Genomic DNA, 23,607 nt, shown 5'->3' with positions numbered 1-23,607 from the left:
CAGGCGCGGCTAGCGCTGGCCGGTCGACTCGCGCTCGGCCGTCTCCACCAGCCGACGCGCGAAATACCGGACCGCGCCGCCCATGGCGGCCCGCATCGCCGGACCCGTGCCACGGACCCCCTCGACGAACGAGCCGGTCCAGCGGATGTCCGTGCCGCCGGCCGGGTTCGGCGTGAGGACCACCTCGCTGACGTAATCCTTGATCGGGTTGGACGGCGCGATCAGCTTGTAGACATGCCGCCGGTCCTGCTCGTATTCGACGGTTTCCTCCTGCACGAGCACCGGCCACATCCCGAGCTTGCGGACCGCCCCGATCCCGCCCGGCGCGGGATCACCCTGCCGCGCCCAACTCGAATGGACGACGATGGGCTTGGCCCATTTCGACCAGTTCGCGCCGTCGGTCACGAGGCGGAACAGCGTCGCCGCGGGCGCGGTGCTGGTACCGGTGACCTCGAACGAATACGTCCTGCCTGACATGACCCACTCCCCGGGAGATCCAACGCCGACCCTGGCGGCCGTTCGCGCGTAGGCTACCGCCCGCGCAGCGCCCCCGCCGGACGGGGTTCGCCGGCCCCTCCGCCGGCGGCGCGGCGAAAGCACCCGGCCGTCGATCGGGTGGTGCCTACAATCGGCGAATGCGGCAGGCGTTGTTGATGTTTGCCGTCACGTTGTTGCTCGGCGCCTGCGGCGGCGGCCACGACGGCGTCCGCGCCACCTCCACCACCGGCGGCGCCGACGCCCACGTCCGCAGTCAACGGGTGCTCGACGACGCAATCGGCGCACGCGATCCGGGGTGCTCGGCCGCCGCGGGCGTCGAGGGCAAAGTCGTCTGGACCGGGGTGCGCGGCCTGGCGGACGTCTCGACGCACGAGGCCATCACACCCGACACGGTGTTCGACATCGCGTCGGTGTCCAAGCAATTCACCGCCGGAGCGGTGCTGCTGCTGGTCGCCGCCGGTCAGCTGACGCTGGGCGACCCCGTTTCCCGGCACGCGCCCGAGCTGCCAGCGTGGGCGAACACCGTCACCCTCGAGCAGCTGATGCACCAGACGAGCGGAATTCCCGACTACGTCGGCTTGCTCGAGGCGCAGGGCACCCAGGTCGGCGACCGGACGACCGAGGATCAGGCCCTGCGGGCGCTGGCGGGCGTCGACCAGCTCGAGTTCCCGCCCGGTTCGCGATTCGAATACTCCAACTCCAATTACCTGTTGCTCGGCGAGATCGTGCACCGTGCTTCGGGCGAACCGTTGGCGGAATTCCTCTCCGGCCACATCTTTCGCCCCCTCGGGCTGAACATGGTCGTCGATCCCACCGGGCCGATTCCCGGGAAGGCTGTCGGCTACGACAAGGAGGGCAACGCGGTCGCGTCCGGCTGGGGGCAGGTCGGTGACGGCGGCATTCAGACCACACCCAGCGAACTGGTCCGCTGGGCGGACAACTACCGCACCGGCCGCGTGGGCGGTCCCGCGCTCCTCCGTGCCCAACTGGCCGGAGCCGTGCCCACCGAACCGGGCGGCGGGGACCGCTACGGTGCCGGGATCTACCTGCTGGCCAACGGCGCACTCGATCACGATGGTTCGTGGGGCGGATTCGTCACGGCTTTCCGGGTCAGCAAGGACCGGGCGACGTCGGTGGCCATCACCTGCAACACCGACAAGCAGGATCCGGAGGCCCTCGCCGAGGCGCTGGCGAAGCTCTGGATGTAGCTGACGGATTCGATTCGCAGACAAGACCCTTCGCGCGCCGCCGTACCGATCGTCACGGTCGCGGCACGACGGGTTGCCGCGCCGCCTTGCCTACAGTGGGGTCCATGGAGTTCGGTTCCGGGCAGCACGCCCCAAGTGTCCCCGGCATGCTCAAGATCGAGGACTGCCTGGATGCCGAGGGCAACATCATGCCCCCGGCGGACGTCACGCTCATCTCCCTCATCGACCGCAACATCGCCAACGTCGGTGACGCGGTGGCATACCGCTTCCTGGACTACAACCGCTCCGCCGACGGCGTGGCCGAAGAGGTGACGTGGAACCAGTTCGGCGTGCGGCTGGAAGCGATCGGCGCGCGGGTCCAGCAAGCCGCCGGCCCTGGCGAACGGGTCGCCGTCCTGGCGCCGCAGAGCCTGGACTACGTGACGGGCTTCTACGCGGCGATCAAGGCCGGCACTATCGCGGTGCCACTGTTCGCGCCCGAGTTGCCCGGCCACGCCGAACGTCTGGACACGGCCCTGCGCGATTCGCGGCCGACCGCCGTGCTGACGACGGCGGCGGCCAGGGGAGCGGTCGAGGAATTTCTGGGCACGCTCCCGCAGCTGCAGCGGCCGCGGGTCATCGTCATCGACGAAATACCCGACTCGGCGCGGGACTCGTTCACCCCCACCGAGCTGCGCCACGACGACGTCTCGCATCTGCAATACACGTCGGGCTCGACGCGGCCCCCGGTCGGCGTCGAGATCACGCACCGGGCGGTGGGCACCAACCTCGTGCAGATGATCCTTTCGATCGACCTGTTGGACCGCAACACCCACGGTGTCAGCTGGCTGCCGCTGTACCACGACATGGGACTGTCGATGATCGGCTTCCCCGCGGTGTACGGGGGGCACTCCACGCTGATGTCGCCCGCGGCGTTCGTGCGCAGGCCGCAGCGCTGGATCAAAGCCCTGTCGGCCGAGGCGGGCCGGGCCGTCACCGCGGCGCCGAACTTCGCCTACGAATGGACGGCCCAGCGGGGGCTGCCCGCGCCGGGTGACGCCGTCGACCTGAGCAACGTGGTGCTGATCATCGGATCCGAACCGGTCAGCATCGATGCGATCAACGCCTTCAACAAGACGTTCGCCCCATACGGCCTGCCGCCGACGGCGTTCAAGCCTTCCTACGGCATCGCGGAGGCCACGCTGTTCGTCGCGACCATCGCGCCCGAAGCGGAGGCGACGGCCGCGTATTTCGACCGCGCGGAGCTGGGCGCCGGCCGCGCGGTACGGGTGCCGGCCGACGCCCCGGAGGCCGTCGCGCAGGTGTCCTGCGGCCAGGTGGGCCGCAGCGAGTGGGCCGTCATCGTCGACCCGGACGGCGGGACCGAACTGCCCGACGGTCACGTCGGCGAAATCTGGGTGCAGGGCAACAACGTCGGTCGCGGCTACTGGGGGCTGCCCGAGGACACCCGGCGAGCGTTCGGCGGTCGGCTGCACTGCCGGTTGGCCGAGGGCAGTCACGCGGCGGGATCCGCCGTCGACGGCGCGTGGCTGCGGACCGGGGACCTGGGCACCTATCTCGACGGCGAGCTGTACGTCACCGGCCGGATCGCCGACACGATCACCGTCGCCGGCCGCAACCACTACCCGCAGCACATCGAGGCGACCGTCGCCGAAGCTTCCCCGATCGTCCGGCGCGGATACGTGACGGCTTTCGCCGTCCCGGCCGGAGACTCCGATCAACAGCTGGTGGTCATCGCCGAGCGGGCGACGGGCACCAGCAGGGCCGATCCGCAGCCGGCCATCGAGGCGATCCGGGCCGCCGTTTCGCGCCGCCACGGGCTGCCGGTCGCCGACGTGTGTTTCCTGCCCGCCGGCGCCATCCCGCGCACCACCAGCGGCAAGCTGGCGCGCCGGGCCTGCCGCGCCCAATACCTGAGCGGCGGCCTGGGCGCACACTGACCCGGGCGGACGGCCCGAAAAACGGCCCCGGCCGCCGCGGCTGACTTAGTCTCCCTTTCGGAGGCAGGACAATGGTTCTCAAGGTTGCGGTGCCCGCTGACCTGATCGGCGGCGACGTGGAGGCCGGCTACGGAAAGGTGGCCGACGCCTTTCGCGCAAGTTTCCGCGACGGCGCGGAGGTGGGCGCGGCCGTCGCCGTCTACCGCGACGGGGTCAAGGTCGTCGACCTGTGGGGCGGCTACCGCAACGGGTTGGCGAAACAACCGTGGCAGCCCGACACCATGGTCAACATGTTCTCCACGACCAAAGGTGTTGCCGCCCTGGTCGTGGCCGTCGCGGTTTCCCGCGGGCTCATCTCCTACGACGCCAAGGTCGCCGACTACTGGCCGGAGTTCGCGCAGGCGGGCAAGGGCGATGTGACCGTCCGCCAGCTCCTGGGGCACCAGGCCGGGGTCTGCGCGCTCAAGCCGAAGCCGACGCTGGCCGACGTAGCCGATCCGGCCAGGCTCTCGCCCATGCTGGCGGCCCAGGCACCGGCGTGGCGACCTGGTTCGCGGCACGGCTACCACGGGATCACGCTGGGCTGGTACGAATCCGAGCTGATCCGACGGACGGACCCGGCCGGCCGCACGCTGGGCCGTTTCATGGCCGACGAGATCGTCCGGCCGCTCGGGCTCGACCTCCACATCGGCCTCCCGGATTCGGTCGACCGCGAGCGGGTCGCGCACGTCCACCACTGGGTGCGCGCCGAATCGCTGCTGCACCTGAACGTGATGCCGCCCGGGTTCGTGGGCGCCTCGCTGAACCCCGTCGGACTGACGGCCCGCATGATCGCGGTGCCTCGCGGCGTCAACCCGTTCAACGGCGACTACAACCGCGAGGACGTTCGGGCGGTCGAGATCCCCTCCGCCAACGGCATCGGCACCGCCCGGGCGGTTGCGCGCATGTACGGCAGCGCGGCCACCGGGGGAGCCGAACTCGGCTTGGGCGGGGATACCGTCGAGGCGCTCGCGGCGCCGGCGCTCCCGCCCAGCCGGGGCATTCGCGACAAGGTGATGAACGTCGACGTGGCGTATTCCCTCGGTTTCTGTAAACCCGTGCCCCACTTCGAATTCGGATCGTCGGGCAGGGCTTTCGGAACTCCGGGCTTCGGTGGGTCATTCGGCTGCGCCGACCCGGACACCGGCGTCGGGTTCGCCTACGTGATGAACCGGCTGGGGTTTCACCTCTGGAGCGACCCGCGCGAACTCGCGTTGCGGCAGGCGCTGTTTCGCGACGTCCTCGGCGTGCGACCGCAGACGTGACGACGACAGTGATGGCATCCTGGCCGTGTGGGTTTGCTCATCCGGCTGGCGGAGCTGTTGATCGTGGTCCTGCCCCTGGTGGGTGCCGCCGTCGCCGTGGCCCGCTCGTTCGGCGCCAACCGGCGCCGGGCCGAGCCACCGCCGGTCGCCGACCGGCCGGAGACGCCACCGGACACCGGCGACAACCACGTCGCCCAGTGGCGGTCGCTGCGCCGCGTCCTCGAAGAGCACAGCCGCACCGACACGCGATGGCTCGACTATGAACTCGACGTCGCCAAGCTCCTGGATTTCCCGCTCATGACCGACATGCGCGATCCGTTGACGGTCGCGTTCCACAAAGCCAAGCTGCGGGCCGATTTCCTGCGCCCCGGCAAAGCCGAAGATCTCCTCGACGACCGGGAGGCCGCCGCGCAATACCGGACCGCCGTCGAGGATTACGTGACCGCCTTCAACACCGCGGAGACGGAAGCGATGCGCAGGCGGCGCAGCGACTTCTCCCGCGCGGACCAGCAGCGAATTGCGCGCGCGCAGAACCTGCTGCGGGTCGCGTCGGACTCCGCCGCGGCACCGCAGGAACGCCGGCGCGCCTACGAGTTGGCGCGTCAGGAACTCGAAGGACTCGTCGTGTTGCCGGCCACCACCCAAGCCGGCATCGAACGCAGGGTCTTCGGGGAGCTGGAGGGATGACCACGGTGCCCGGCCCGCCGGTCGCCGAGCCCGGCGGCAGCCAACCCGTCGCGGGATTCGCGGTCACACCACCGCCGCTTCGCGGCCCCGTCACGTTCGACCAGCGGTGGCGGGACCTGACGTTCATCCACTGGCCGGTCCGGCCCGCCACCGTCGAAACGATGTATCCGCCCGGCACCCGCCCCGACGTCTTCGCCGACGGGATGACCTACGTCGGGCTGGTTCCGTTCGTCATGGACAGCACCAAAGTCGGCTCCTCCCTTCCGCTTCCGTACTTCGGCCGCTTCCCGGAGACCAACGTACGGCTCTATTCCGTCGACGACTCCGGCCGGCACGGGGTGCTGTTCCGGTCGCTGGAAACGACGCGGCTGGCGGTCGTCCCGGTCGTCCGGGCCGGCCTCGGCGTGCCCTACACCTGGGCGAGGATGCGGACAAGCCGGCGCGGCGACCGCGTCACGTACCACAGCGTGCGCCGATGGCCGCGGCGCGGACTGCGCAGCCGCGTCGAGGTCACCGTCGGCGCCCCGGTGGACCCGACGCCGCTCGAGGTCTGGCTCACCGCCCGGTGGGGCGCACACACCCGCTGGGCCGGGCGAACCTGGTGGGTACCTAACGAGCACGAACCCTGGCCGTTGTGCGCCGCCGAGGTCGTCGAGCTGGACGACGAGCTGGTGGCGGCCAGCATGGTGCGGCCCGCCGGCGAGCGCTTGCGCGCGCTGTTCTCGCCGGGTGTGCGAACCCGTTTCGGCCGCCGCGTCGTCGTCGCGTGACCTACGGGCAGGTGTACCCGCCGTCGATCACGAGGTCGGATCCGGTCATGTAGCTGGAGGCCTCGCCGGCCAGGTAAACGTAGAGGCCGGTGAGTTCCTCGGGGCGGCCGATCCGCCCGAGCGGAATCTTCGGCTCCCACAGCCGGTGATATTCCGTCATCGGCTCCACGAGCTCGGTGAGGATGTAGCCCGGGCTGACGCTGTTGACCCGGATGTTGTGCGGCGCCAACTCCACAGCCATCGCCTTGGTCAGGTGAATCACCGCCGCCTTCGACGTGCAGTAGTGGCCGACCTGCTGCGGGATGTTGATGATGTGGCCCGACATCGAGGCCGTGGTGATGATGCTGCCGCCCCGACCCTGTCGGACCATCGCCCTCGCGGCCGCCTGGGCAGTGAGGAAAACGCCTGTGACATTGGTGCTTTGGATGCGTTCGAACTCTTCCGGGGACATCTCCAGCACCGGTGTCACGGTGATGATGCCGGCGTTGCAGACGGCGACGTCGATCCCGCCCAGCTCCGCGGTCACCCGGTCCAGCAGCGCGGTCACCTGGTCGGGCCGGGTCACGTCGCACGGGATGGGCACCACCCTGCCCTCGCCGTCCGCCGCGATCTCGCGGGCCACCTCGTCCAGAGCGTCGGCACGCCGCGCGGCGATGGCCACGTCGGCGCCGGCCTGCAGATAGGCCTGCGCCACTTTCTTGCCGATGCCGCTGGACGCCCCCGTCACCAACGCCCGTTTGCCGCGGAGATCAAACAACTTCAAGACGTTCATGCGAGATCCCTATCCAGACGAGCGACCTATAACCGAAACAAGTTCTAGTGTGTCCGCCATGGGCAAATTCACCAGGGCAGAAATCGAGCAAGCGGTCGAGAACTACACGCGGGTGGTGGAGGGGTGCAGCGCCTCGGGCGACTGGCGACCCTTCGCCGATCTCTTCACCGAGGATGTCGTCTACACCGAACATCACTACGGAGTGTTTCACGGCCGCGAGGCGGTGCGGGACTGGATCGTGGCCGTCATGGCGCCGTTCCCGCACATGCGATTTCCGTCCGACTGGACTGCCTACGACGAGGAGAACGACGCCGTCGTGGTGATGATCAAGAACCTGCTCGACCACCCGACGGATCCGAATGGTGAGCCGTTCTGGTTCCCGAACTGGACGCGGCTGGTCTACGCCGGAAACGGCCTGTTCTCCAGCGAGGAGGACATCTACAACCCGAACCGGGACGCGCCCGGCGTGGTGACGGCTTGGCTGCAGGCCGGGGGACAGCTCGCGTCAGACGAGATCCTCCAGCCAGGCTAGTGGCGGCCCGTCCCCCGCGAAGCCGGGGGACGTGTCGCCACCATCGGACTAACTCGTCACCGGCTGTCGCACCCGCCGCCGCGACCGAACGGCCGCCAGTGCCTGCTCCCACGCCAGCATCGTGGCGGCCTTCATGTTGGCCGGCTTCACACTCTCCCGGGACAGCAGCGCGGTGGCCGCCGCCTTGGTGGTCGCCGACGCCTTCGACAGATGGCCGGAGTCGAACGGCGGCTGCGGGTCGTATTCGATCGCCAGCTGGATCGCCTTGGCGCGGCCCTCGCCGCCGATCTCGGCGGCGAGCCACAGCGCCAGGTCGAGTCCCGCCGACACTCCCGCACACGTGACGACGTTGCCCTGGTGCACGATCCGTTCGTCGCCCACTGGCACCGCACCGAACGCCTTCAACGCCGGGACGGTCAGCCAGTGCGACGTCGCGCGGCGGCCCTCGAGGAGGCCGGCGGCCGCCAGGATGACCGACCCCGAGCACACCGACGTCATCCACGCAGCGCTTCGGTGCGCCCTGCGCAGCCAGTCCAGCAACGCCTCATCGCGCGCATGCACCGGTGTCGACGGACCACCCGGCACGAGAACCACGTCGGGCGAAGGGGTTTCGGCCAGGGAGTGGGTGGCCCCGATGACCAGCACACCGGAGTCGGCGGTGATCGGCCCCGCCTCGTGCCAGACGAACCGCACTTCGGCGTCCGGCAGGTTGCGCAGCACCTCGTACGGGCCGATCATGTCGAGCGCGGTGAAGCCCGGATAGGTCACAATCGCGATTTGGGTCATGGGTGTCGTCCTTTCCTTTCAGGCGAAGGCCTTGCGGTATTGGTCCGGCGGAATGCCGACCCGGCGAAGGAAGTTGCGCCGCATGGTTTCCGCGGTGCCGAACCCGCAGCGGGTGGCGATCGCGACGACGGTGTCGTCGGTCTCCTCCAACTGCCGGCGCGCGGCTTCGGTGCGAATCCGCTCGACGTACTGGCCGGGCGCCTCGCCGACCTCGGCGGTGAACACGCGGGTGAAGTGCCGGGGGCTCATCGCCGCGCGACGGGCCAGCTCGTCGATGCTGTGCTCGCCGCCAGGCTCGGCCTCGATGGCCTCCTGCACGGTGCGGATCGAATTGCGTTTGGCCCGCGGCATCCATACCGGCGCCGCGAACTGCGTCTGCCCGCCGGGACGGCGCAGATACAGCACCAGCCAGCGCGCGACGGTCTGCGCGACCTCGGTGCCATGGTCGTCCTCTACCAGCGAGAGCGCCAGGTCGATGCCCGCGGTGACACCCGCTGCGGTCCACACGGTTTCCGAGCTGCGGACGAAGATCGGATCGGCGTCCACGTCGATCGCGGGGAACTCGCGGGCCAGCCGACCGGCGAAGGCCCAGTGCGTGGTCACCCGCTGCCCGTCCAGAAGCCCGGCCTCGGCCGCCAGGAACGCGCCCGTGCAGACCGTGACCACGCGGCGGGCGGTCGCGGCGACGGCTTTGATCCAGCCGATCAGCTCGGCGTCCGACCGCGCGGCGTCGACACCGCCGCCGCCGGGCAGCACCACCGTGTCGACGGGTTCGCCCGGGTCCGGCAGCGGCGCCGCGACGAAGGCCAGTCCCGTCGGGGTGGTGACGGCCTGACCGTCGATGGAGGCCAGTGCGACCTCGTACCCGCCCCCGGTGAGCAGCGACGCGCCGGTGAAGACCTCGTGCGGTCCCACCACGTCGAGCGCCTGTACGCCGGGAAAACCGGCGATGACCACCTTGCGAGTCATGCATCTAAGTGTTCGGCACACCCCGGGATGTCGTCTACGCCGCGCACCCCACCAATTAGGACACGGGACCTGACCCGTCGGGTCCGCGGCGGGCTTGGCAGACTGTGCGACATGGCACAGATAACGTTGCGTGGAAACCCGATCAACACCGTCGGCGAGCTGCCTACCGTCGGATCCCCGGCGCCGGCCTTCAACCTGACGGGCGGCGACCTGGCGGAGGTCAGTAGCGACCAGCTCGGCGGTAAGGCCTTGGTGCTCAACATCTTCCCGTCTGTGGACACCCCGGTCTGCGCGACCAGCGTCCGGACCTTCAACGAGCGCGCGGCCGCCAGCGGCGCCACGGTGGTGTGCGTGTCCAAAGACCTGCCGTTCGCGTTCGCCCGGTTCTGTGGGGCGGAGGGCATCGACAACGTGAAGACGGGTTCGGCGTTCCGCAGCAGCTTCGGCGAGGACTACGGCGTCACCATCAACGACGGCCCGATGGCCGGCCTGCTGGCGCGGGCCATCGTGGTGGTCGGCCCCGACGGCAAGGTCACCTACACCGAGTTGGTCCCGGAGATCGCCCAGGAGCCGGACTACGACGCGGCGCTGGCCGCGGCGGGCTGACCCAGCTAAGCCGTTCAGCGGCGGCCGTCCGCACCACTCGCCTGTTTGCGACGTGCTGACGTTCGCCGCGTTGAGCTGTCCCATCGTGCGGCTTCCGTGTTAGCCTGGCCGTTCCGCCGGACGGGCGGTGGAACGCTCGGCGGCAAAGGAGTACCGGCGGTGAATGGCGGCAAGTTCGGTGTTATCGCTGGGGTGCTGGTGGGCGTGGTGAGCCTGCAGCTCACCGGGTGCGGCACGAAAACGACGGTGAAACCCGACGGCGCGGCAAAATCCGTCGTCGACGTCGTCTCGAGCCAAACCGGATTCCACCCGGCCGACGTGAACTGTCCGTCGGGCGTCGAAGCCAAGGTCGGCCAGGAGTTCGACTGCCACTTCACCGGCCCGGAGGGCAAGCCCTACACCGCGCACATGCGCATCACCAAAGTCGAGGGCGAACAAGTCGTCTTCGACGTCAGGAGCCGCCCGAGCTAGGCCCCGGCTGCCCCAGCCGGCCCGCGGTGTCCGCCAGCACTTCGCGACACCCCACCCACATCCGCTCGATGATGTCGGCGGCCGGGGGGAGGTCCGAAATCCGTCCGGCGACCTGACCGGTGTTGGCGACACTGGCGTCCATGTCGCCGTCGAAGTAGAGCCGCTGCACCCGCTGCAGCGCCGCGGCGCCCTCGCCGGAAGACGTTGCGGCGTCGAGCCTCTCGGCGGCCGCCGTCCGGATGACGCGCATCATGCGTTTGCCGTCGAGGGGTAGTAGCACGGTGGCCGTCTCGTCGGCCGCGACGACCGCCCGCTTGAGGTTGGTGTGCACCGGGGAATCCGCCGAGGCGAGCAGCCGGGTGCCCATCTGCACGCCTTCGGCGCCCAGAACGAACGCGGCGGCCATCGAACGTGCGTCGCAGATCCCGCCCGCGGCCACGATCGGCACGTCGACGTGCGCCGCGACCAAAGGCAGCAGCACCATCGTCGACGCGCCGAATCGGTTCTTGAACCCGCCGCCCTCGACACCCTCGACCACCAGCCCGTCCACTCCGGCGTCGACGGCCTTGCGCGCCGCCGCGAGGGTGCCCACCACATGGAAGACGGTGATGCCGGCATCGTGGAGCCGGCCGGTGAACAGTCCCGGATCGCCCGCGGACGTGGTGACGAAGCGAATGTCGTTGTCCACCAGCAGATCCACGGTGGCCGGGTCGCGGTTCATGATCAGCGCGATGTTCGCGCCCACCGGCCGGTCGGTGAGGTCGCGCACGCGCCGCAGATCGGCTCGGCCCTGCTCGGAGGTGGTCTCGATGATGCCCAGCGCCCCGGCGTTGGACACCGCCGCGGCCAGCCGGGCGCCCGCGATGTACGTCATCGGCGCCTGGATGATCGGGATGTCGATCCGCGCCAACCCGCAGACCCGATTGGTCGTCGTGTTCATGTTCCCCTCGGATCGATGAGGTCACGGAAGCCGGCGGCGGGGTGCACGGACGCACCCAGGCTCAGCACGCGTTCGCTCAGCCCCTTGTCCGACGTCACCACGCGTACGTCGCGCGGACGGGGGTCGGCGCGGAGGCGACGGACGATTTCGTCGTCGGCCGAGTTGGCGGCCGCCCTGGGCGCGTAGGCGATCTCGACCACGGACGCGGGGATGGCCGTCGAGGGCGGCCGCTCGAACACGACCGTCACGTCGTCCCCCTGGGCGGCGGCCCAGCGGTCGAGGCTGTCGACCAACGCGGCCATGGCGCGGGCGCGGTCCTTCCACCAACCGTCCGGGCGGCTCCCGATCACGTTCATCCCGTCCACGATCCACCGCACGCTCCCTACGCTAGGGCGACCGATCGCGCGCGCTCGCGCTCACCCGCGAATTTCATTCTTTTCGACTCTGAGCGGTTGGTACGGTCACCAGGTGATGCCGTCGCGACGATGGGACAGGTGAATGACCTCGATAGCCGACACCGATGACCGGGTCGTCTCACTGGCCCGCGGCATGCGCGAGCTGGTGCTCGCCGAGGCCGCCGAATCCGAACGGGCGCGCACGCTGACCCCGGCGATCGTCGGCGAAATGTGGGCGACCGGGCTGATGTCCGCGTTCAACCCGGCCGAGGCCGGCGGGGTCGAGCCCTCGTTCACCGAAATGATCGAGACGTGGATCGAAATGGCTTGGCAGGATGGCTCTTTCGGTTGGGTGGGCATCGCCAATCTGCCATCCTCGTTCGCCGCGGCGGCATACCTGCCCGACGAGGGCTTCGCCGAGGTGTTCACCGCACACGACAACCGTGTCACGATGGGCGGCCAGTTCTTTCCCAACGGGCAAGGGGCCGCCGTCGACGGCGGCTACCTGGTGAGCGGGTCGTGGAATTTCGGCTCGGGCATCGGGCACTCCCAGTACGTCGCCGCCGGGTTCCTCCCGATGGACGACGGCGAAATGCGCTGGATCAGTGAGGGCTTCCCCGAGATGCGGGTCGCGGTGATTCCCCGGGATCAGATCAGCTTCAACGACGGCTGGTTCGTGCAGGGACTCAAGGGGACTGGCTCATACGACTACAGCGCCCAAGAGGTGTTCGTCCCGGCGAGCCGCACCTTCGAGCTCTTCGTGCGTCAGCCGTACCGGGGGGCTTCGCCGGCCACCCGGATGGGGCTAATGCCGGTCACCGCAGCCGGTCACGCGTCCTGGGCGCTCGGCGTCGCCAAGAGCATGCTGGACGACGTTCAGGAACTGGCGGCGACGAAGTTCCGGATGAGCGACATGGCGTCGTTGGCCAGCCGCCCGACCTTCCAGAAAGGGCTGGCGCACCATCGCGCGGCCTGGCGCGCCGCGCGTCTGCTGGTGCTCGACGCGTTCACCACCGCCGAGGCCGCGGTCGCGGCGGGGGAGGACCTGACGCCCACCCTGCGCGCGGACATGCGGGTGGCGGCGGTCTTCGCGACCGACACGGCCCGCGGCTGCGCCGAGTGGGCGCACCTGGTCGCGGGCACCAGTTCGATCCGGGAGGGCAGCCGGCTCGAGCGGGCCTTCCGCGACATCTACACCGGCACGCAGCACGCCTTCATCAGCGAGAAGGTCGCCATCGACGTCGCGCAGATCTGGCTCGGCATCATCGAGGACCAGCCGGGGTTGTGACCCGCTGACGGTCCCGCCTACACCAGGCGTTCGCCCGGCTCGTCGCGCCGGCCGTCGTCCTCGGCGCCGGTCTGCGACGAGGCCAGACCCGGTCCGGCGGCGCTACCGGCCGACGCGCCCTGAGCCACCGAGCCGAGCGAACTCAGCGGGGCCGCGCCCGCGCCCAGCAAAGTCGACGCGGCGTTGGCCGCGCCGGGCATCGCCGCCACCGGGCTCGGCGTCACCGGCGGGGTGGTCGGCACCGTCGGTGACGGGTTGGCAACCGGCACTCCGGCGACCGGGCTGGCCAGCGGCGGCGTGCGGGGGACCGGGCCGCCGGCGACCGGCGCCTCTGCGCCCAGCAGTCCGCCGCCGGTCGGGCCGACGAAGGTCTGGCCGGCGATGCGGGCTCCGCTGACGTCCAACGCACCGGCCGCCTCGACGTCGACCTGGGTGTACATCCGGGCGATGTCGGTCAGGGCCACGCCGGTGCGGGCGACCTCCTCCTGAGCCGCGGTGTTCAACGTCAGCATCGCGGCGCCCTCCGCGGCGAACGCCGCGGCCGCCAGCGCCGAAACCTCGTCGGCCCCGGCGGGGACCAGCGCGGTCACCGGTGCCGACGCCGTCGCGCCGGAAGTCAAACCGCGGGTGGCGATGTCGACGACGTGTAACCCGATGGCACCGGCGGCCGGGTCATGGGACATCGATTCCATGTGCGTACTGCTCCTGTGCGGGCGTTCAGCGCCGGTACGTCAAAGGACCTGCTGAGCCGGGCGATGCAACAAGTCTAAGGGCGCCGGCGGGGTGCTGCCCACACTTTTCATCGGCCCGGCGATGGCCCCCATCCCGATGAACCCTGAAAGCCCGGGCGTTGTCGCAACGTCGCCTACTATCAGCGCATGCGCGGTTCGAAGATCCTGATCACCGGCCCGACCGGACAAATCGCAACCCCCATTGCGCGGGCGCTGGCGGTCGACAACGAGGTGTGGGGCATCGCCCGCTTCACCGACCCGGCCGCCCGCGAAGGCCTGGAGAAAGCGGGCGTTCACTGCCAGACGGTCAACTTGGCCGCCGGCGACTTCACAGCTCTGCCAAGCGATTTCGAGTACGTCCTGAACCTCGCGGTGGCCAAGAGCGGGAACTGGGACAAGGATCTCGCGGCCAACGCGGAATCGGTCGGGCTGCTGATGGCGCACTGCCGCGGCGCGAAGGCCTTCCTGCACTGTTCCTCCGCCGCCGTCTACGACCCGCCGGACGACCTTCCCCGAAGCGAAAGCTCCGCCCTGGGCGACAACCACAAGTGCCTGTTTCCCACCTATTCCATCTCCAAGATCGCCGGGGAGGTCGTCGCCCGGTCTACGGCGCGGGTTCTTGGGTTGCCCACCACCATCGCCCGGCTCAACGTTCCCTATGGCGACAACGGCGGGTGGCCGTTCTACCACATGGAGATGATGCTGGCGGGCATCCCGATCCCGGTCCCCCCTGGTGAATCGGCGCAGTACAACCCTATTCACGAGGACGACATCATCGCGACCATCCCGAAGTTGCTCGAGGTGGCGTCGGTCCCGGCCACGACGGTCAACTGGTGTGGCGACCAGACGGTCAGCATTCAACAGTGGTGTGGCCACCTGGGCTCACTGGTCGGCAAGGAGCCGGTATTCGAGGTGAGCGCGCAGGCGCTGCGCGGCAATCCCACCACCAGTGACCGGATGCACGAACTCATCGGGGGCACGACGGTCGACTGGCGGGACGGGCTGCGCCGCATGGCCGCCAAGTTCCATCCGGAGTTGGTCGGCGCTTAGGGGCGGACAGGTGCGCCCAGGATCCGACCACGCGCGGCTGCGGACGCTCGCGCTGCTCAGGCGCGTCCGTGACCGGATCGACAGGGAGTACGCGCGCCCGCTCGACGTGGAGGCGCTCGCCCGCGAGGTGCACATGTCCGCCGGCCACCTGAGCCGCGAATTCCGCCGGGCTTACGGCGAGTCGCCGTACTCCTATCTGATGACCCGTCGCATCGAGCGCGCGATGGCGCTGCTGCGCCGCGGCGACCTGAGCGTCACCGACGTGTGCTTCGCCGTCGGTTGCTCCTCGCTCGGCACCTTCAGCACGCGCTTCACCGAATTGGTCGGCGTGCCGCCGAGCACCTACCGGCGCCGGGCGGTGGACGCGCTGGCCGGAATGCCGCCGTGCGTGGCCAGACAGGTGACCAGACCGGTCAGGAATCGAGAAGCACCGGTCACTGGGCCGCACCTAGCCTGACCCCATGGACATCACGATTCACTCGAGCTTCCTGCCGCACGACGACCCGGAATCCTCGCTCGCTTTCTATCGCGACACGCTCGGCTTCGAGGTCCGCCTCGACGTCGGCAAGGGCAAGATGCGCTGGATCACCGTGGGCCCCCCGAACCAGCCCGACACTTCGATCGTCCTGAACCCACCGGCCGCCAACCCGGGCATCACCGAAGACGAACGGCGCACGATCGCCGAGATGATGGCCAAGGGCAGCTACGCCACGTTGCTGTTGGCCACCAATGACCTCGACCGCACCTTCGAACGGTTGCAGGCCGACGACGTCGACATCGTCCAGGAGCCGACAGACCAACCGTACGGACTCCGTGACTGCGCGGTGCGCGACCCCGCCGGCAACTTGATCCGTATCCAACAACTGCGCTAGCCGCCGGATACCGACTTCGCCTCGACGCGGGAAAGCCCCGAACCGCATCAGGATTCGGGGCTTTCCTCAGCTCACGGCCGCGGTCATGATCCCTTGGAGTAGCGGGTCAGGAACCCAAAGGCCGCCACCGCCGAGACCGTGCCGATCACGCCCCACAGCACCAATTGGAAGACCATCGACCCGAAGAGCCAGCCGAATGTCATCCCGATGTAGAGGGCCCAGATGAGCCGGTACGCGCTCCATAGCGCGACCGCGCCGGCGCTGAGTCCGATGTAGAGGCTGCGCTGCCGGTCGACCCGATTGATCTGGTCTTCGATGCTGGCCGGGACGATCTTCATTTCTGACTTCCTTTCGTGAGGCGGCGCCGGAGTGGCGTCGTCGTTGCGTCAAGTACAAATCGCGGCGCGGGCTACCGATCCCAACGTTGTCCGCACGACGGAGGCACGGGCGCACGCCCATCTCGTGGTGAAAGACGAGGGCGGGTCGGCGTCGCGCTCGGGCGGACCCGCCGTGCGGCACCATGGCGTAGGTGGGTCGATGCGGTCAGGGCACGCGCCGGCCCCTGCGCTACCGGCATCGGACGTGGTGCCGTCGCGACGCTAAAAGGAGATCGACCAGATGATGAACCCGATCAAGATCGCCGCGCAGGTGGCCGAATCGCTGCTGGCGGTCGGTGGTGTGCGGGTCGGCCTCGAGGAGCCGGCGTACACACATAAACGGATCACCGACACCGTCGAGATACGGCGCTACGGTCCGCGGATTGCCGCCGAGACGATCGTCGACGCCGACGAGAACCGCGCTCGCGACGTCGGGTTCCGGCGGCTGGCGGGCTACATATTCGGCGGCAATCGGGACAATTCATCGATCTCGATGACCGCGCCCGTCAGCCAGCAGTCGAGCCCGGGTGGCCGGCAGATCGCGATGACCGCGCCCGTCGTCCAGTCCGCCGGCGACGAGGCCGGCTGGGCGATCCGCTTTTTCATGCCCGCGAAGTGGACGATGGAGACGCTGCCCGCGCCCGACGACGATCAGGTCCGGCTCGTCACGGTGCCGCCCGCGACCGTGGCGGTGCTGCGATTCACCGGCGACCGGAGCCCCAAGGCAGTCGCCTCCCGCACCGCGGAACTCCTGAAGATATTGCAAGACAAGGGGATTGAGCCCACCGGAGACGCGGAAGCCTGGTTCTACGACCCGCCCTGGACGGTGCCGATGCGGCGCCGTAACGAGATCGCAATCCCCATCGACGCGGCCTCGGCGCCGTGGTAGCCGGGCTGCTGGCCGGCGCATTGCCCAGCGATTACGGCTTCGCGTGATGGGAGATGACCACAAGAAGGTGGACGCGCGGCTGCTCACCGGTGTTTCCGAGACGGCGCTGCTGACGCTCTACGGAAGGGCACACCAGGCGGCGCGCCCCGACGCGATCATCGACGATCCGATGGCAGTCAAGCTCGTCGATTCCATCGACTTCGACTTCGAGAAGTTCGGCCGCCGCGGCCAGGAGATGGCGCTGCGCTCGCTGGCCGTTGACCGATGCGCGATCGACTACCTCACCGCCCACCCCCGGGCCACCGTCGTCGCGCTCGCGGAGGGCTTCCAGACGTCCTTCTGGCGCTTGGACCGCGCGCTGCCCGACCCGCAATTCAGTTGGGTCTCGGTGGATTTGCCCCCGGTCGTCGAACTTCGTCAGCGGCTGCTGCCGCATCCGCCGCGAATGACCTATCTCGCCCAATCCGCCCTCGACTACACCTGGATCGACGAGGTCGACGCCCGCGACGGCGTGTTCATCACCGCCGAAGGCCTGTTGATGTACCTGCAGCCCGACGCGGCGCTGGGGCTCATTTCCCAGTGCGCCAAGAGCTTCCCCGGCGGCCAGATGTTCTTCGACCTACCGCCAACGGTGGTCAAGAAGGTCGCACGAAAGGGGCTGCGCTCCTCCAAGCGCTACCGGGTGCCACCGATGCCGTTCAGCCTGTCGGTGCGTCAACTTGCGCAGCTGGCGCGCACGACGCCCGGAATCCGCGCCGTGCACGACGTACCGATGCCCGCGGGGCGGGGGGTGTTCTTCGGGACGCTGTACCCCGCGCTCTGGCGGTTCCCGCCCGCGAAGCCCTACCGCGGGGTCTACGCCCTCCTGGAATTCGGCTGAAATCAGCCGATCTTGACCACCAGCTTGCCGACGTTCTTGCCGTCGAACAGCATGTTGATCGCCGTCGGCAGCTGCTCGAACCCCTCGACGACGGTCTCGAGCGGCGTGAGCTTTCCCGCTTCGATCAGGCCGGCGATCTCGCCGATCGCTTCGGCCGCGCGCCCGAAGTGGTCGAGGACGATGAAGCCCTGGACGGTGGCCCGCTGGATAAGCAGGTTCCCGAACGCGCGCGGACCGGGCGGGGGGTCTTCGGCGTTGTAGCCGGAGATCAGGCCGCAGAGCGCGACACGGGCGCCGATGTTGAGGCGCGCGAAGATGGCGTCCATCAGGTCGCCCCCGACATTCTCGAAGTCGACATCGATGCCGTTGGGTGTCGCCGCGGCCAGTTGGGCGGCCCAATCGTCGGCGCGGTGGTCGACCGCCGCGTCGAAGCCCAGCTGATCGGTGAGCAGCGCACACTTCTCGGGACCACCGGCGATCCCGACGACACGGGCGCCCGCCGCCTTGGCCAGTTGCCCGGCGACCGAGCCCACCGCGCCGGCCGCCGCCGAGACGACGACGGTCTCGCCGGGCCGGGGCTTGCCGATGTCGCGGATCCCGATCCACGCGGTGAGCCCGGTCATCCCGAGCGCCCCCAGGTAGGCGCTCGGCGAGATGCCGGGTGCCACCTCCACCGGGTTCACCATCGCCGTGTCCGTGAGCACCGCGTACTCCTGCCAGCCGAGGAGCCCTTGCACCTGCTGCCCGACCGCGTAGGAGGGGCTCTTGGACGCGACCACCTCGCCGATCCCGGCGGCGCGCATGACCTCGCCGAGCCCGACCGGGGGCAGGTAGGTCGGGGTGTCGTTGATCCACATCCGGTTCGTCGGGTCGAGCGAGATCCAGCCGACACGCACCAGCGCCTCCCCGTCGTTGAGCTCGGGAATCGCCTCTTCGGTCAATTCGAAAGTGTTGGGGCCGATGCGGCCCGTGGGGCGTTCGCGGAGCAGGAAACGACGGTTTCGATCGGTCATATGCGCACCGTACCCTTCAACAAGAGCCCGCCGAACGAAAGGTTTTGCGCGGTGAACGTGATGTCGCGAATCGTCGTCGTCCCCGTCGTCGCGCTGCCGATCGCGGTCCTCTCGCTGCCCGCGACGGCCGCCGCCGACCCGCCGCCCACCCAGCAGATCACCGTCGTGGCCGTCGGCCCCGATGGCCAGCCGATCAACGGTTACCGGGTCGCGTCCGGACCGGGCAATGTCGGCGAGGCCAGCGACTGCAGCACGGCGTCGCCGTCCGCCGTGGCCGACAACGTCTACTCCTGCTCGCCGAGCGCGGCGGGCGCCGGCACCTGCTGGCCGTCGACGGCCGGATCGCTGCTGTGCGTAGATAATCCCTGGGACAAGAGCATGCATCGCGTGACGTATGACCGTCCGCTTCCGCCCGTGACCGCGCCCGCCACCCCGGACCCGTTTGCGCTGACGCTCGACGATGGCACCCGTTGCCGGCTCCGAAACGGCGGGGCCTGGGGTTGGCGCGCCGACGGCTACGAGGGCGCCTACTGGTGCGGTGACCCACATGCCAACCTTTCGGTGCTGTGGCTGCCCAGCCAGGGCGCCGGAAGCTGCATCGACCGCTCGTCGGCGACGTGGACCGTCAAGGTCGGTCAGCTCGGCACGGGGGAGGCCGCCCTGCCGCCGCCCCAAACCCGGACGGTGGCGGAAGCGTGGTTCGCGGGGGGCAAGGCCGGTCAATAGGCCGGCGCGGCTGCTGCTATAACGCAGGTATGTCCACCCCCAGGCACACGATCACCCACGTCTCGGACACGGCCCGCTGGACCGCGCTGCACCGGGCGACCGAATCGGCCCGCCGCGACGCGCTGTTCAACGACCCACTCGCCGAGCGCCTCGCCGGCGAACACGGCCATGAGATCGTCGCCGACGTCCCGCGGTCGAGCCGCAACGGATGGTGGCTGGTCGCGCGCACGAAGATCATCGATGACACCATCGCCCAAGCGATCGCCGAGGGCTGCGACCGCGTGCTGAACCTGGCCGCGGGCCTGGATACCCGGCCGTACCGGTTGCAGCTTCCGCCGGAGTTGACGTGGGTGGAGGCGGACCTGCCCAGGCTCCTCGAGGAGAAAACGCAGTCGCTCGCCGACCAGACACCGCACTGCCGGCTGACCCGGGTTGCCGTCGACCTGGCCGAACCGCAGGCCCGCGCTGCCTTCCTTGACGACGCCCTGCGTGGCGCGACCAAAGCGCTGGTGCTGACCGAGGGATTGTTGATGTATCTGGATACCAGCGACGTCGTCGCGCTCTCCGCGGCGCTCAAGCGGCCCGAGGTGGCCTGGTGGATGCTTGATTTCGGCGGCCCCGGCTTGAAGAAGATGATGAACGAGAAGATGGCCGGCATGCGCCAAAACGCACCGTTCAAGTTCGCACCGGAGAACGGGTTGGCGTTCTTCGAGGACCTCGGCTGGCGCGTCGCACAGGCGCAGTCGCTCTTTGTCGCCGCGAACCGGTTCCGTCGGTTACCGATTTTCATGCGGCCGCTCGCTTGGTTGCCCCAGCCGGATCCGCGTCATCCCGGTAGCAGGCCCTGGAGCGCGACGGTGCTGCTCACCCCGTGAGCTACCAGACGCGCATCCAGTCCACGAGCATGTCAGCGGGATAGGACCCTGGCCCTGGGTCGCCGCCACCGGAACCCGCCACCGCGAGGTTGAACACCGGATAGACCGTGTAGCCGGGCGCGTTGAACGGCCAATCCGGCAGAGAGCTGGCCGGCACGTCGAAGTAGGGCTGCGCGCCGTCGGCATAGTCCTTCCAGAACCGGATGCCCGCCTCGTCCCACTGGGTTCGCCAGGTGTGCCAGCCGCTGTCCATCGCGATGTTGTGGGTCTTCCACTCTCCGCCGTTGGCTTTGGCGTGGACGGTGGTGGCGGAGGGCCAGCTGCCGTTGCCGTACCACTCCATGACGTCGATCTCGCCCTGGTCGTCGTTGCCCAGCCAATAAGCCGGCCAGGCGCCGGCGGTCAGGCAGTTCAGCTTGATGCGGGCCTCCCAGGTGTGGCCGACCCCTCCCCGCCAGAGGCTTTGAACCTTGCCGCTGTAGTAGGTGGGTCCGTCCTTCGCCGCCCGGAGCACCAGGTTGGAGTTGCCGTCGAGGAAGACGTTGCGGCGATCGTCGCGGTACTGCCCGATGCGATCGGGCTGCTCCCAGTACGTCGGGTCCTTGATCGTCTCGCGGGCCTTGGCCACGGTCCACTTCGAGGCGTCGGGCGCCGAGCCGGCGGGACCGTCGAATTCGTCCTGGAAAATGTAGGTGCCGGTTTGGCCGCTGGGCGCTTCGGGAGCGGGTGGGCGATCCGCCGGCAGGCCCCGTCCCGAGGGACGGGCCCGGGCCTCCGGCGCAGGCAGCGCCGCTGCCAGCACGCCGATCCCGGTCGTCAACATCATGCGGCGGCGATCCATCTTGGGCATACGCAAGGGACCATAGCAGCCGCCGGCCCGGGGGCCGAAGCCGGAATTGTTGTCGGTGGCTGCCGCTAACGTTTCGGATCGCAGGCGGGCCAGCGCGGACGTCGGCGTGAAGCGGCTGATGGATTAATCAAAATTCACGGCCAATTCTCAACTTTGTGGGTGGTTTGGTCTCAGGATCGTCCGGGCATTCTGGATCACAAGCCGATAACCACAAGTCGTAGAGCTTTTGCGGGTTGCGCTGAGAGGAGTTAACGATCGTGGCTAATACAACGGGAGCGACGGTTATTTTCCTTCAGTCCCATCCGCGATGGACTGCGGCCCAGCGACACGAGCGCGAGCGCAGCGAGGCGATGCGCCGCCACCCCGCTTTCCACGCCCGTCAGCGCGCCGCGGTATCCGGCGGCGAGGTGGTCCCGCTCGTCCGCGACTTCAAGCTGTACTCGAGCACAAACACTTCGGCCTGAGAATTTCCAGGCGCAAATTGCGCCAAAGTGGCAAGCGGTCTTACTCGCCCGGCCGAGCTAATCGCCCCGCAAAAACGATCCGATAACTCTGCCCGTCCGGCACGCCGACCATCGGGTCCCTCGCGGGCCCCACCCTCCTGACCTTTCGCATTGCAACCGTCGCCTTTCGCGCTACAAAGCGAAGTCGGTCGCGAAAAGCGATGGGCAACAATTGTTTTCCTGGCCCGGTTCTCTGCGGGGACGCCGGCGCGGAGCCCCGCCTGAGGGGTCAGAGCTTGCCGGCGACGAAGTCGGCGGCCTGGTTGGCCATCCCGGCGTCGATGTACGCACCGGCCAGGTGCTGGGGCCAGTTGGCTTTCCAGGTGTTCGGGTCGGCCGGGTTGCAGATGGGGTCGGCACCGTGGCACAACTCGATGGTCCGGTCGTTGTAGACCGGGCTGAAGTTCGTGATCGGGCCCACCCACTGGCTGCCGTTGCCGAACAACGCCACGGCGGCGATGTGCTGGTCGGCGCCCGACGGCAGGGGGCTGTCGAAGCCGAACGCGCCGATGGGGGCGGCGAGCACAACGTCGGTCACCGCGGCGCCCAGCGAGTAGCCGCCGAGCACCAGCCTGGTGTTCGGGCAGTTGGTGATCATGTCCTGCACGTGACGGCTCATGTCGTTGGCGCCCTGAGCGACCTCGGTGTCGGCGGGGTAATTGACGGCATAGACGCCGATGTTCTTGTTGACCTTGGACCGGAGCGCACTGATGAACGCGTTGCCCAGCGCGCCCGCTCCGGGCGATTCCATCCGGCCGCGGGCGAACACCACCTGCACCGGGGGACAGTTGGCGGCCGCGGCGCGGGGAATCGCGGGCGACGGCAGCGCAGCGGGCAGCGCCAGCGCGGCCGCGGTCAGAACCGCGGCCAGGCCGATGTCACCGAGTCTGCGGGCGAGCACAGCATGATCGTAAAGCGATCCCGCGGCCGCCGCTGGTCAATGTTGCCGGCCGCCTTGGACCACCCCGATCGGGTGCCGCGGGTGACCGATAGGTTCTTCGGTGTGAGTCACACCGACGTCGGATCGACCGAGCGCCTGTTCGCATTGGCCGAGCAGGTGCGGGGGTTCCTGCCCGCCGACGAGGGGCACGCACTTCACGACGCCGCGCTGCGGTATCTCGGCGGCGGCGTCGGTGTCGAAATCGGCACCTACTGCGGCAAATCCACGCTGCTGCTCGGCGCGGCCGCCCGACAAACCGCGAGCGTGCTCTACACGGTCGACCACCACCACGGCTCCGAGGAACACCAGGCCGGCTGGGAGTACCACGACGCCTCGCTGGTCGACGAGGTCACGGGCTTGTTCGACACCCTGCCGACGTTCCGTCGCACGCTCGACGCCGCGGGGCTGGACGACCACGTCGTCGCCATCGTGGGCAAGTCGCCGGTCGTGGCCGCCGGATGGCGCACGCCGCTGCGGTTTCTGTTCATCGACGGCGGCCACAGCGAGGCCGCGGCGAACCAGGATTTCGACGGCTGGGCGAAGTGGGTCGCCGTCGGCGGGGCGCTCGCCATCCATGACGTGTTCCCGGATCCCCGGGACGGGGGGCGGCCCCCGTATCACATCTACTGCCGCGCAATCGATTCCGGCCAATTCCGGGAGGTCTCGGCGACCGGATCGCTGCGGGTGCTCGAACGCGTGGGCGGCGAACCGGGCGCGCTGATCTGACCGAACTCA

Annotated in this window: 28 protein-coding genes; 17 read left to right on the top strand and 11 right to left on the bottom strand. The window is 69.2% G+C overall.

Going from position 1 to position 23,607, the window contains the following annotated elements:
* Positions 1-9: 9 nt before the first annotated feature.
* Complete coding sequence (locus A5691_RS14370; RefSeq protein ID WP_067750504.1) at positions 10-477, bottom strand: SRPBCC family protein; 468 nt, start codon at positions 475-477, stop codon at positions 10-12.
* Between the two features lie 158 nt (positions 478-635).
* Between A5691_RS14370 and A5691_RS14365 the strand changes: the two genes are divergently transcribed.
* The 5 genes from A5691_RS14365 (at position 636) to A5691_RS14345 (ending at position 6,407) form a co-directional block, all read left to right on the top strand.
* A complete protein-coding gene (locus A5691_RS14365) occupies positions 636-1,706 on the top strand; it encodes a serine hydrolase (RefSeq protein ID WP_067780248.1) in 1,071 nt (356 codons plus the stop codon).
* Positions 1,707-1,810: 104 nt separating this feature from the next.
* On the top strand, positions 1,811-3,646 hold the full coding sequence (locus A5691_RS14360) for a fatty acyl-AMP ligase (RefSeq protein WP_067780251.1): 1,836 nt from the start codon (positions 1,811-1,813) through the stop codon (positions 3,644-3,646).
* A gap of 71 nt (positions 3,647-3,717) precedes the next feature.
* Positions 3,718-4,950, top strand: a complete 1,233-nt coding sequence (locus A5691_RS14355) for a serine hydrolase domain-containing protein (protein WP_067750518.1) — start codon at positions 3,718-3,720, stop codon at positions 4,948-4,950.
* 27 nt (positions 4,951-4,977) lie between these two features.
* Positions 4,978-5,637, top strand: a complete 660-nt coding sequence (locus A5691_RS14350; protein ID WP_067750521.1) for a hypothetical protein — start codon at positions 4,978-4,980, stop codon at positions 5,635-5,637.
* A complete protein-coding gene (locus A5691_RS14345; protein ID WP_067750525.1) occupies positions 5,634-6,407 on the top strand; it encodes a YqjF family protein in 774 nt (257 codons plus the stop codon). Before A5691_RS14350 ends, A5691_RS14345 begins: the two co-directional genes overlap by 4 nt.
* Before the next feature lies 1 nt (position 6,408).
* Here the strand turns inward: A5691_RS14345 and A5691_RS14340 are convergent, their stop codons facing one another.
* Positions 6,409-7,179: an SDR family oxidoreductase gene (locus A5691_RS14340; protein ID WP_067780253.1), complete on the bottom strand. Its 771-nt coding sequence runs from the start codon at positions 7,177-7,179 to the stop codon at positions 6,409-6,411.
* A gap of 58 nt (positions 7,180-7,237) precedes the next feature.
* Here A5691_RS14340 and A5691_RS14335 point away from each other — a divergent pair, with 58 nt between their 5' ends.
* The gene (locus tag A5691_RS14335; RefSeq protein ID WP_067750535.1) at positions 7,238-7,711 is read left to right on the top strand and encodes a nuclear transport factor 2 family protein; all 474 of its coding nucleotides are present in this window, start codon (positions 7,238-7,240) and stop codon (positions 7,709-7,711) included.
* 48 nt (positions 7,712-7,759) lie between these two features.
* On the opposite strand, the gene A5691_RS14330 is transcribed toward A5691_RS14335, so the two are convergent.
* The gene (locus A5691_RS14330) at positions 7,760-8,449 is read right to left on the bottom strand and encodes a DJ-1/PfpI family protein (protein ID WP_231972788.1); all 690 of its coding nucleotides are present in this window, start codon (positions 8,447-8,449) and stop codon (positions 7,760-7,762) included.
* Positions 8,450-8,515: 66 nt separating this feature from the next.
* On the bottom strand, positions 8,516-9,466 hold the full coding sequence (locus tag A5691_RS14325; protein WP_067750544.1) for a GlxA family transcriptional regulator: 951 nt from the start codon (positions 9,464-9,466) through the stop codon (positions 8,516-8,518).
* Positions 9,467-9,577: 111 nt separating this feature from the next.
* On the opposite strand from A5691_RS14325, the gene tpx reads away from it, so the two are divergent.
* Together tpx and A5691_RS14315 are read left to right on the top strand one after the other, a co-directional pair.
* Positions 9,578-10,072, top strand: a complete 495-nt coding sequence (gene tpx, locus A5691_RS14320) for a thiol peroxidase (protein WP_067750551.1) — start codon at positions 9,578-9,580, stop codon at positions 10,070-10,072.
* Positions 10,073-10,231: 159 nt separating this feature from the next.
* Positions 10,232-10,543 (top strand): DUF4333 domain-containing protein, encoded by a 312-nt coding sequence (locus A5691_RS14315; RefSeq protein ID WP_231969120.1) that lies wholly within the window; start codon positions 10,232-10,234, stop codon positions 10,541-10,543.
* Here A5691_RS14315 and A5691_RS14310 read toward each other — a convergent pair.
* Positions 10,524-11,483 (bottom strand): nitronate monooxygenase family protein, encoded by a 960-nt coding sequence (locus A5691_RS14310; RefSeq protein WP_067750563.1) that lies wholly within the window; start codon positions 11,481-11,483, stop codon positions 10,524-10,526. The two genes, A5691_RS14315 and A5691_RS14310, sit on opposite strands and share 20 nt — an antisense overlap.
* Positions 11,480-11,860 carry an NYN domain-containing protein gene (locus A5691_RS14305; protein WP_067889646.1) on the bottom strand — a complete coding sequence of 127 codons (381 nt, stop codon included), beginning with the start codon at positions 11,858-11,860 and terminating at the stop codon, positions 11,480-11,482. Before A5691_RS14305 ends, A5691_RS14310 begins: the two co-directional genes overlap by 4 nt.
* A gap of 121 nt (positions 11,861-11,981) precedes the next feature.
* Here A5691_RS14305 and A5691_RS14300 point away from each other — a divergent pair, with 121 nt between their 5' ends.
* Positions 11,982-13,166, top strand: a complete 1,185-nt coding sequence (locus A5691_RS14300; protein WP_067781489.1) for an acyl-CoA dehydrogenase family protein — start codon at positions 11,982-11,984, stop codon at positions 13,164-13,166.
* A 17-nt stretch (positions 13,167-13,183) separates the two neighbouring features.
* Here A5691_RS14300 and A5691_RS28995 read toward each other — a convergent pair whose 3' ends face one another.
* Positions 13,184-13,858, bottom strand: coding sequence for a PE family protein (locus A5691_RS28995; RefSeq protein WP_068019364.1), 675 nt, complete (start codon positions 13,856-13,858; stop codon positions 13,184-13,186).
* A 186-nt stretch (positions 13,859-14,044) separates the two neighbouring features.
* Here A5691_RS28995 and A5691_RS14290 point away from each other — a divergent pair, with 186 nt between their 5' ends.
* The 3 genes from A5691_RS14290 to A5691_RS14280 are packed head-to-tail and all read left to right on the top strand — an operon-like array spanning position 14,045 to position 15,819.
* Entirely contained in the window at positions 14,045-14,947 is a 903-nt protein-coding gene (locus tag A5691_RS14290; protein WP_067750576.1) for an NAD(P)-dependent oxidoreductase, read from the top strand.
* 10 nt (positions 14,948-14,957) lie between these two features.
* Positions 14,958-15,404 (top strand): helix-turn-helix transcriptional regulator, encoded by a 447-nt coding sequence (locus tag A5691_RS14285; protein ID WP_067750579.1) that lies wholly within the window; start codon positions 14,958-14,960, stop codon positions 15,402-15,404.
* A 4-nt stretch (positions 15,405-15,408) separates the two neighbouring features.
* Positions 15,409-15,819 (top strand): VOC family protein, encoded by a 411-nt coding sequence (locus tag A5691_RS14280; RefSeq protein ID WP_067750581.1) that lies wholly within the window; start codon positions 15,409-15,411, stop codon positions 15,817-15,819.
* 83 nt (positions 15,820-15,902) lie between these two features.
* Here the strand turns inward: A5691_RS14280 and A5691_RS14275 are convergent, their stop codons facing one another.
* Complete coding sequence (locus A5691_RS14275; RefSeq protein WP_067750584.1) at positions 15,903-16,157, bottom strand: hypothetical protein; 255 nt, start codon at positions 16,155-16,157, stop codon at positions 15,903-15,905.
* Between the two features lie 280 nt (positions 16,158-16,437).
* Here A5691_RS14275 and A5691_RS14270 point away from each other — a divergent pair, with 280 nt between their 5' ends.
* A complete protein-coding gene (locus A5691_RS14270) occupies positions 16,438-17,085 on the top strand; it encodes a heme-binding protein (protein ID WP_068019366.1) in 648 nt (215 codons plus the stop codon).
* Between the two features lie 46 nt (positions 17,086-17,131).
* Positions 17,132-17,965: a class I SAM-dependent methyltransferase gene (locus A5691_RS14265; protein WP_067750587.1), complete on the top strand. Its 834-nt coding sequence runs from the start codon at positions 17,132-17,134 to the stop codon at positions 17,963-17,965.
* Positions 17,966-17,967: 2 nt separating this feature from the next.
* Here the strand turns inward: A5691_RS14265 and A5691_RS14260 are convergent, their stop codons facing one another.
* Complete coding sequence (locus A5691_RS14260; protein WP_067750590.1) at positions 17,968-18,978, bottom strand: NADP-dependent oxidoreductase; 1,011 nt, start codon at positions 18,976-18,978, stop codon at positions 17,968-17,970.
* Between A5691_RS14260 and A5691_RS14255 the strand changes: the two genes are divergently transcribed.
* Positions 18,979-19,704 carry a hypothetical protein gene (locus A5691_RS14255; RefSeq protein WP_231969122.1) on the top strand — a complete coding sequence of 242 codons (726 nt, stop codon included), beginning with the start codon at positions 18,979-18,981 and terminating at the stop codon, positions 19,702-19,704.
* Positions 19,705-19,733: 29 nt separating this feature from the next.
* Positions 19,734-20,579 (top strand): SAM-dependent methyltransferase, encoded by an 846-nt coding sequence (locus A5691_RS14250; protein WP_068019372.1) that lies wholly within the window; start codon positions 19,734-19,736, stop codon positions 20,577-20,579.
* Between the two features lies 1 nt (position 20,580).
* Here the strand turns inward: A5691_RS14250 and A5691_RS14245 are convergent, their stop codons facing one another.
* Together A5691_RS14245 and A5691_RS14240 are read right to left on the bottom strand one after the other, a co-directional pair.
* A complete protein-coding gene (locus A5691_RS14245) occupies positions 20,581-21,429 on the bottom strand; it encodes a family 16 glycosylhydrolase (protein WP_067750596.1) in 849 nt (282 codons plus the stop codon).
* 732 nt (positions 21,430-22,161) lie between these two features.
* On the bottom strand, positions 22,162-22,833 hold the full coding sequence (locus A5691_RS14240; RefSeq protein WP_067781510.1) for a cutinase family protein: 672 nt from the start codon (positions 22,831-22,833) through the stop codon (positions 22,162-22,164).
* Between the two features lie 102 nt (positions 22,834-22,935).
* Between A5691_RS14240 and A5691_RS14235 the strand changes: the two genes are divergently transcribed.
* Positions 22,936-23,598 (top strand): class I SAM-dependent methyltransferase, encoded by a 663-nt coding sequence (locus tag A5691_RS14235; protein ID WP_067889696.1) that lies wholly within the window; start codon positions 22,936-22,938, stop codon positions 23,596-23,598.
* Positions 23,599-23,607: the final 9 nt, after the last annotated feature.

This window comes from Mycobacterium sp. E183 (assembly GCF_001667735.1).
Lineage (GTDB): Bacteria > Actinomycetota > Actinomycetes > Mycobacteriales > Mycobacteriaceae > Mycobacterium.
This window is presented reverse-complemented; position numbering and strand designations above follow the sequence as displayed.

Bases quoted from the DNA above. Each gene is read 5' to 3' on its own strand.
- A5691_RS28995 (WP_068019364.1), bottom strand. From the start codon at position 13,858: ATGGAATCGATGTCCCATGACCCGGCCGCCGGTGCCATCGGGTTACAC.
- A5691_RS14275 (WP_067750584.1), bottom strand. From the start codon at position 16,157: ATGAAGATCGTCCCGGCCAGCATCGAAGACCAGATCAATCGGGTCGAC.
- A5691_RS14245 (WP_067750596.1), bottom strand. From the start codon at position 21,429: ATGCCCAAGATGGATCGCCGCCGCATGATGTTGACGACCGGGATCGGC.
- tpx (WP_067750551.1), top strand. From the start codon at position 9,578: ATGGCACAGATAACGTTGCGTGGAAACCCGATCAACACCGTCGGCGAG.
- A5691_RS14260 (WP_067750590.1), bottom strand. From the start codon at position 18,978: ATGACCGATCGAAACCGTCGTTTCCTGCTCCGCGAACGCCCCACGGGC.
- A5691_RS14250 (WP_068019372.1), top strand. From the start codon at position 19,734: ATGTCCACCCCCAGGCACACGATCACCCACGTCTCGGACACGGCCCGC.
- A5691_RS14360 (WP_067780251.1), top strand. From the start codon at position 1,811: ATGGAGTTCGGTTCCGGGCAGCACGCCCCAAGTGTCCCCGGCATGCTC.
- A5691_RS14335 (WP_067750535.1), top strand. From the start codon at position 7,238: ATGGGCAAATTCACCAGGGCAGAAATCGAGCAAGCGGTCGAGAACTAC.
- A5691_RS14255 (WP_231969122.1), top strand. From the start codon at position 18,979: ATGCGCACCGTACCCTTCAACAAGAGCCCGCCGAACGAAAGGTTTTGC.
- A5691_RS14365 (WP_067780248.1), top strand. From the start codon at position 636: ATGCGGCAGGCGTTGTTGATGTTTGCCGTCACGTTGTTGCTCGGCGCC.
- A5691_RS14330 (WP_231972788.1), bottom strand. From the start codon at position 8,449: ATGATCGGCCCGTACGAGGTGCTGCGCAACCTGCCGGACGCCGAAGTG.
- A5691_RS14270 (WP_068019366.1), top strand. From the start codon at position 16,438: ATGATGAACCCGATCAAGATCGCCGCGCAGGTGGCCGAATCGCTGCTG.
- A5691_RS14290 (WP_067750576.1), top strand. From the start codon at position 14,045: ATGCGCGGTTCGAAGATCCTGATCACCGGCCCGACCGGACAAATCGCA.
- A5691_RS14265 (WP_067750587.1), top strand. From the start codon at position 17,132: ATGGGAGATGACCACAAGAAGGTGGACGCGCGGCTGCTCACCGGTGTT.
- A5691_RS14345 (WP_067750525.1), top strand. From the start codon at position 5,634: ATGACCACGGTGCCCGGCCCGCCGGTCGCCGAGCCCGGCGGCAGCCAA.
- A5691_RS14280 (WP_067750581.1), top strand. From the start codon at position 15,409: ATGGACATCACGATTCACTCGAGCTTCCTGCCGCACGACGACCCGGAA.
- A5691_RS14340 (WP_067780253.1), bottom strand. From the start codon at position 7,179: ATGAACGTCTTGAAGTTGTTTGATCTCCGCGGCAAACGGGCGTTGGTG.
- A5691_RS14310 (WP_067750563.1), bottom strand. From the start codon at position 11,483: ATGAACACGACGACCAATCGGGTCTGCGGGTTGGCGCGGATCGACATC.
- A5691_RS14325 (WP_067750544.1), bottom strand. From the start codon at position 9,466: ATGACTCGCAAGGTGGTCATCGCCGGTTTTCCCGGCGTACAGGCGCTC.
- A5691_RS14300 (WP_067781489.1), top strand. From the start codon at position 11,982: ATGACCTCGATAGCCGACACCGATGACCGGGTCGTCTCACTGGCCCGC.
- A5691_RS14370 (WP_067750504.1), bottom strand. From the start codon at position 477: ATGTCAGGCAGGACGTATTCGTTCGAGGTCACCGGTACCAGCACCGCG.
- A5691_RS14355 (WP_067750518.1), top strand. From the start codon at position 3,718: ATGGTTCTCAAGGTTGCGGTGCCCGCTGACCTGATCGGCGGCGACGTG.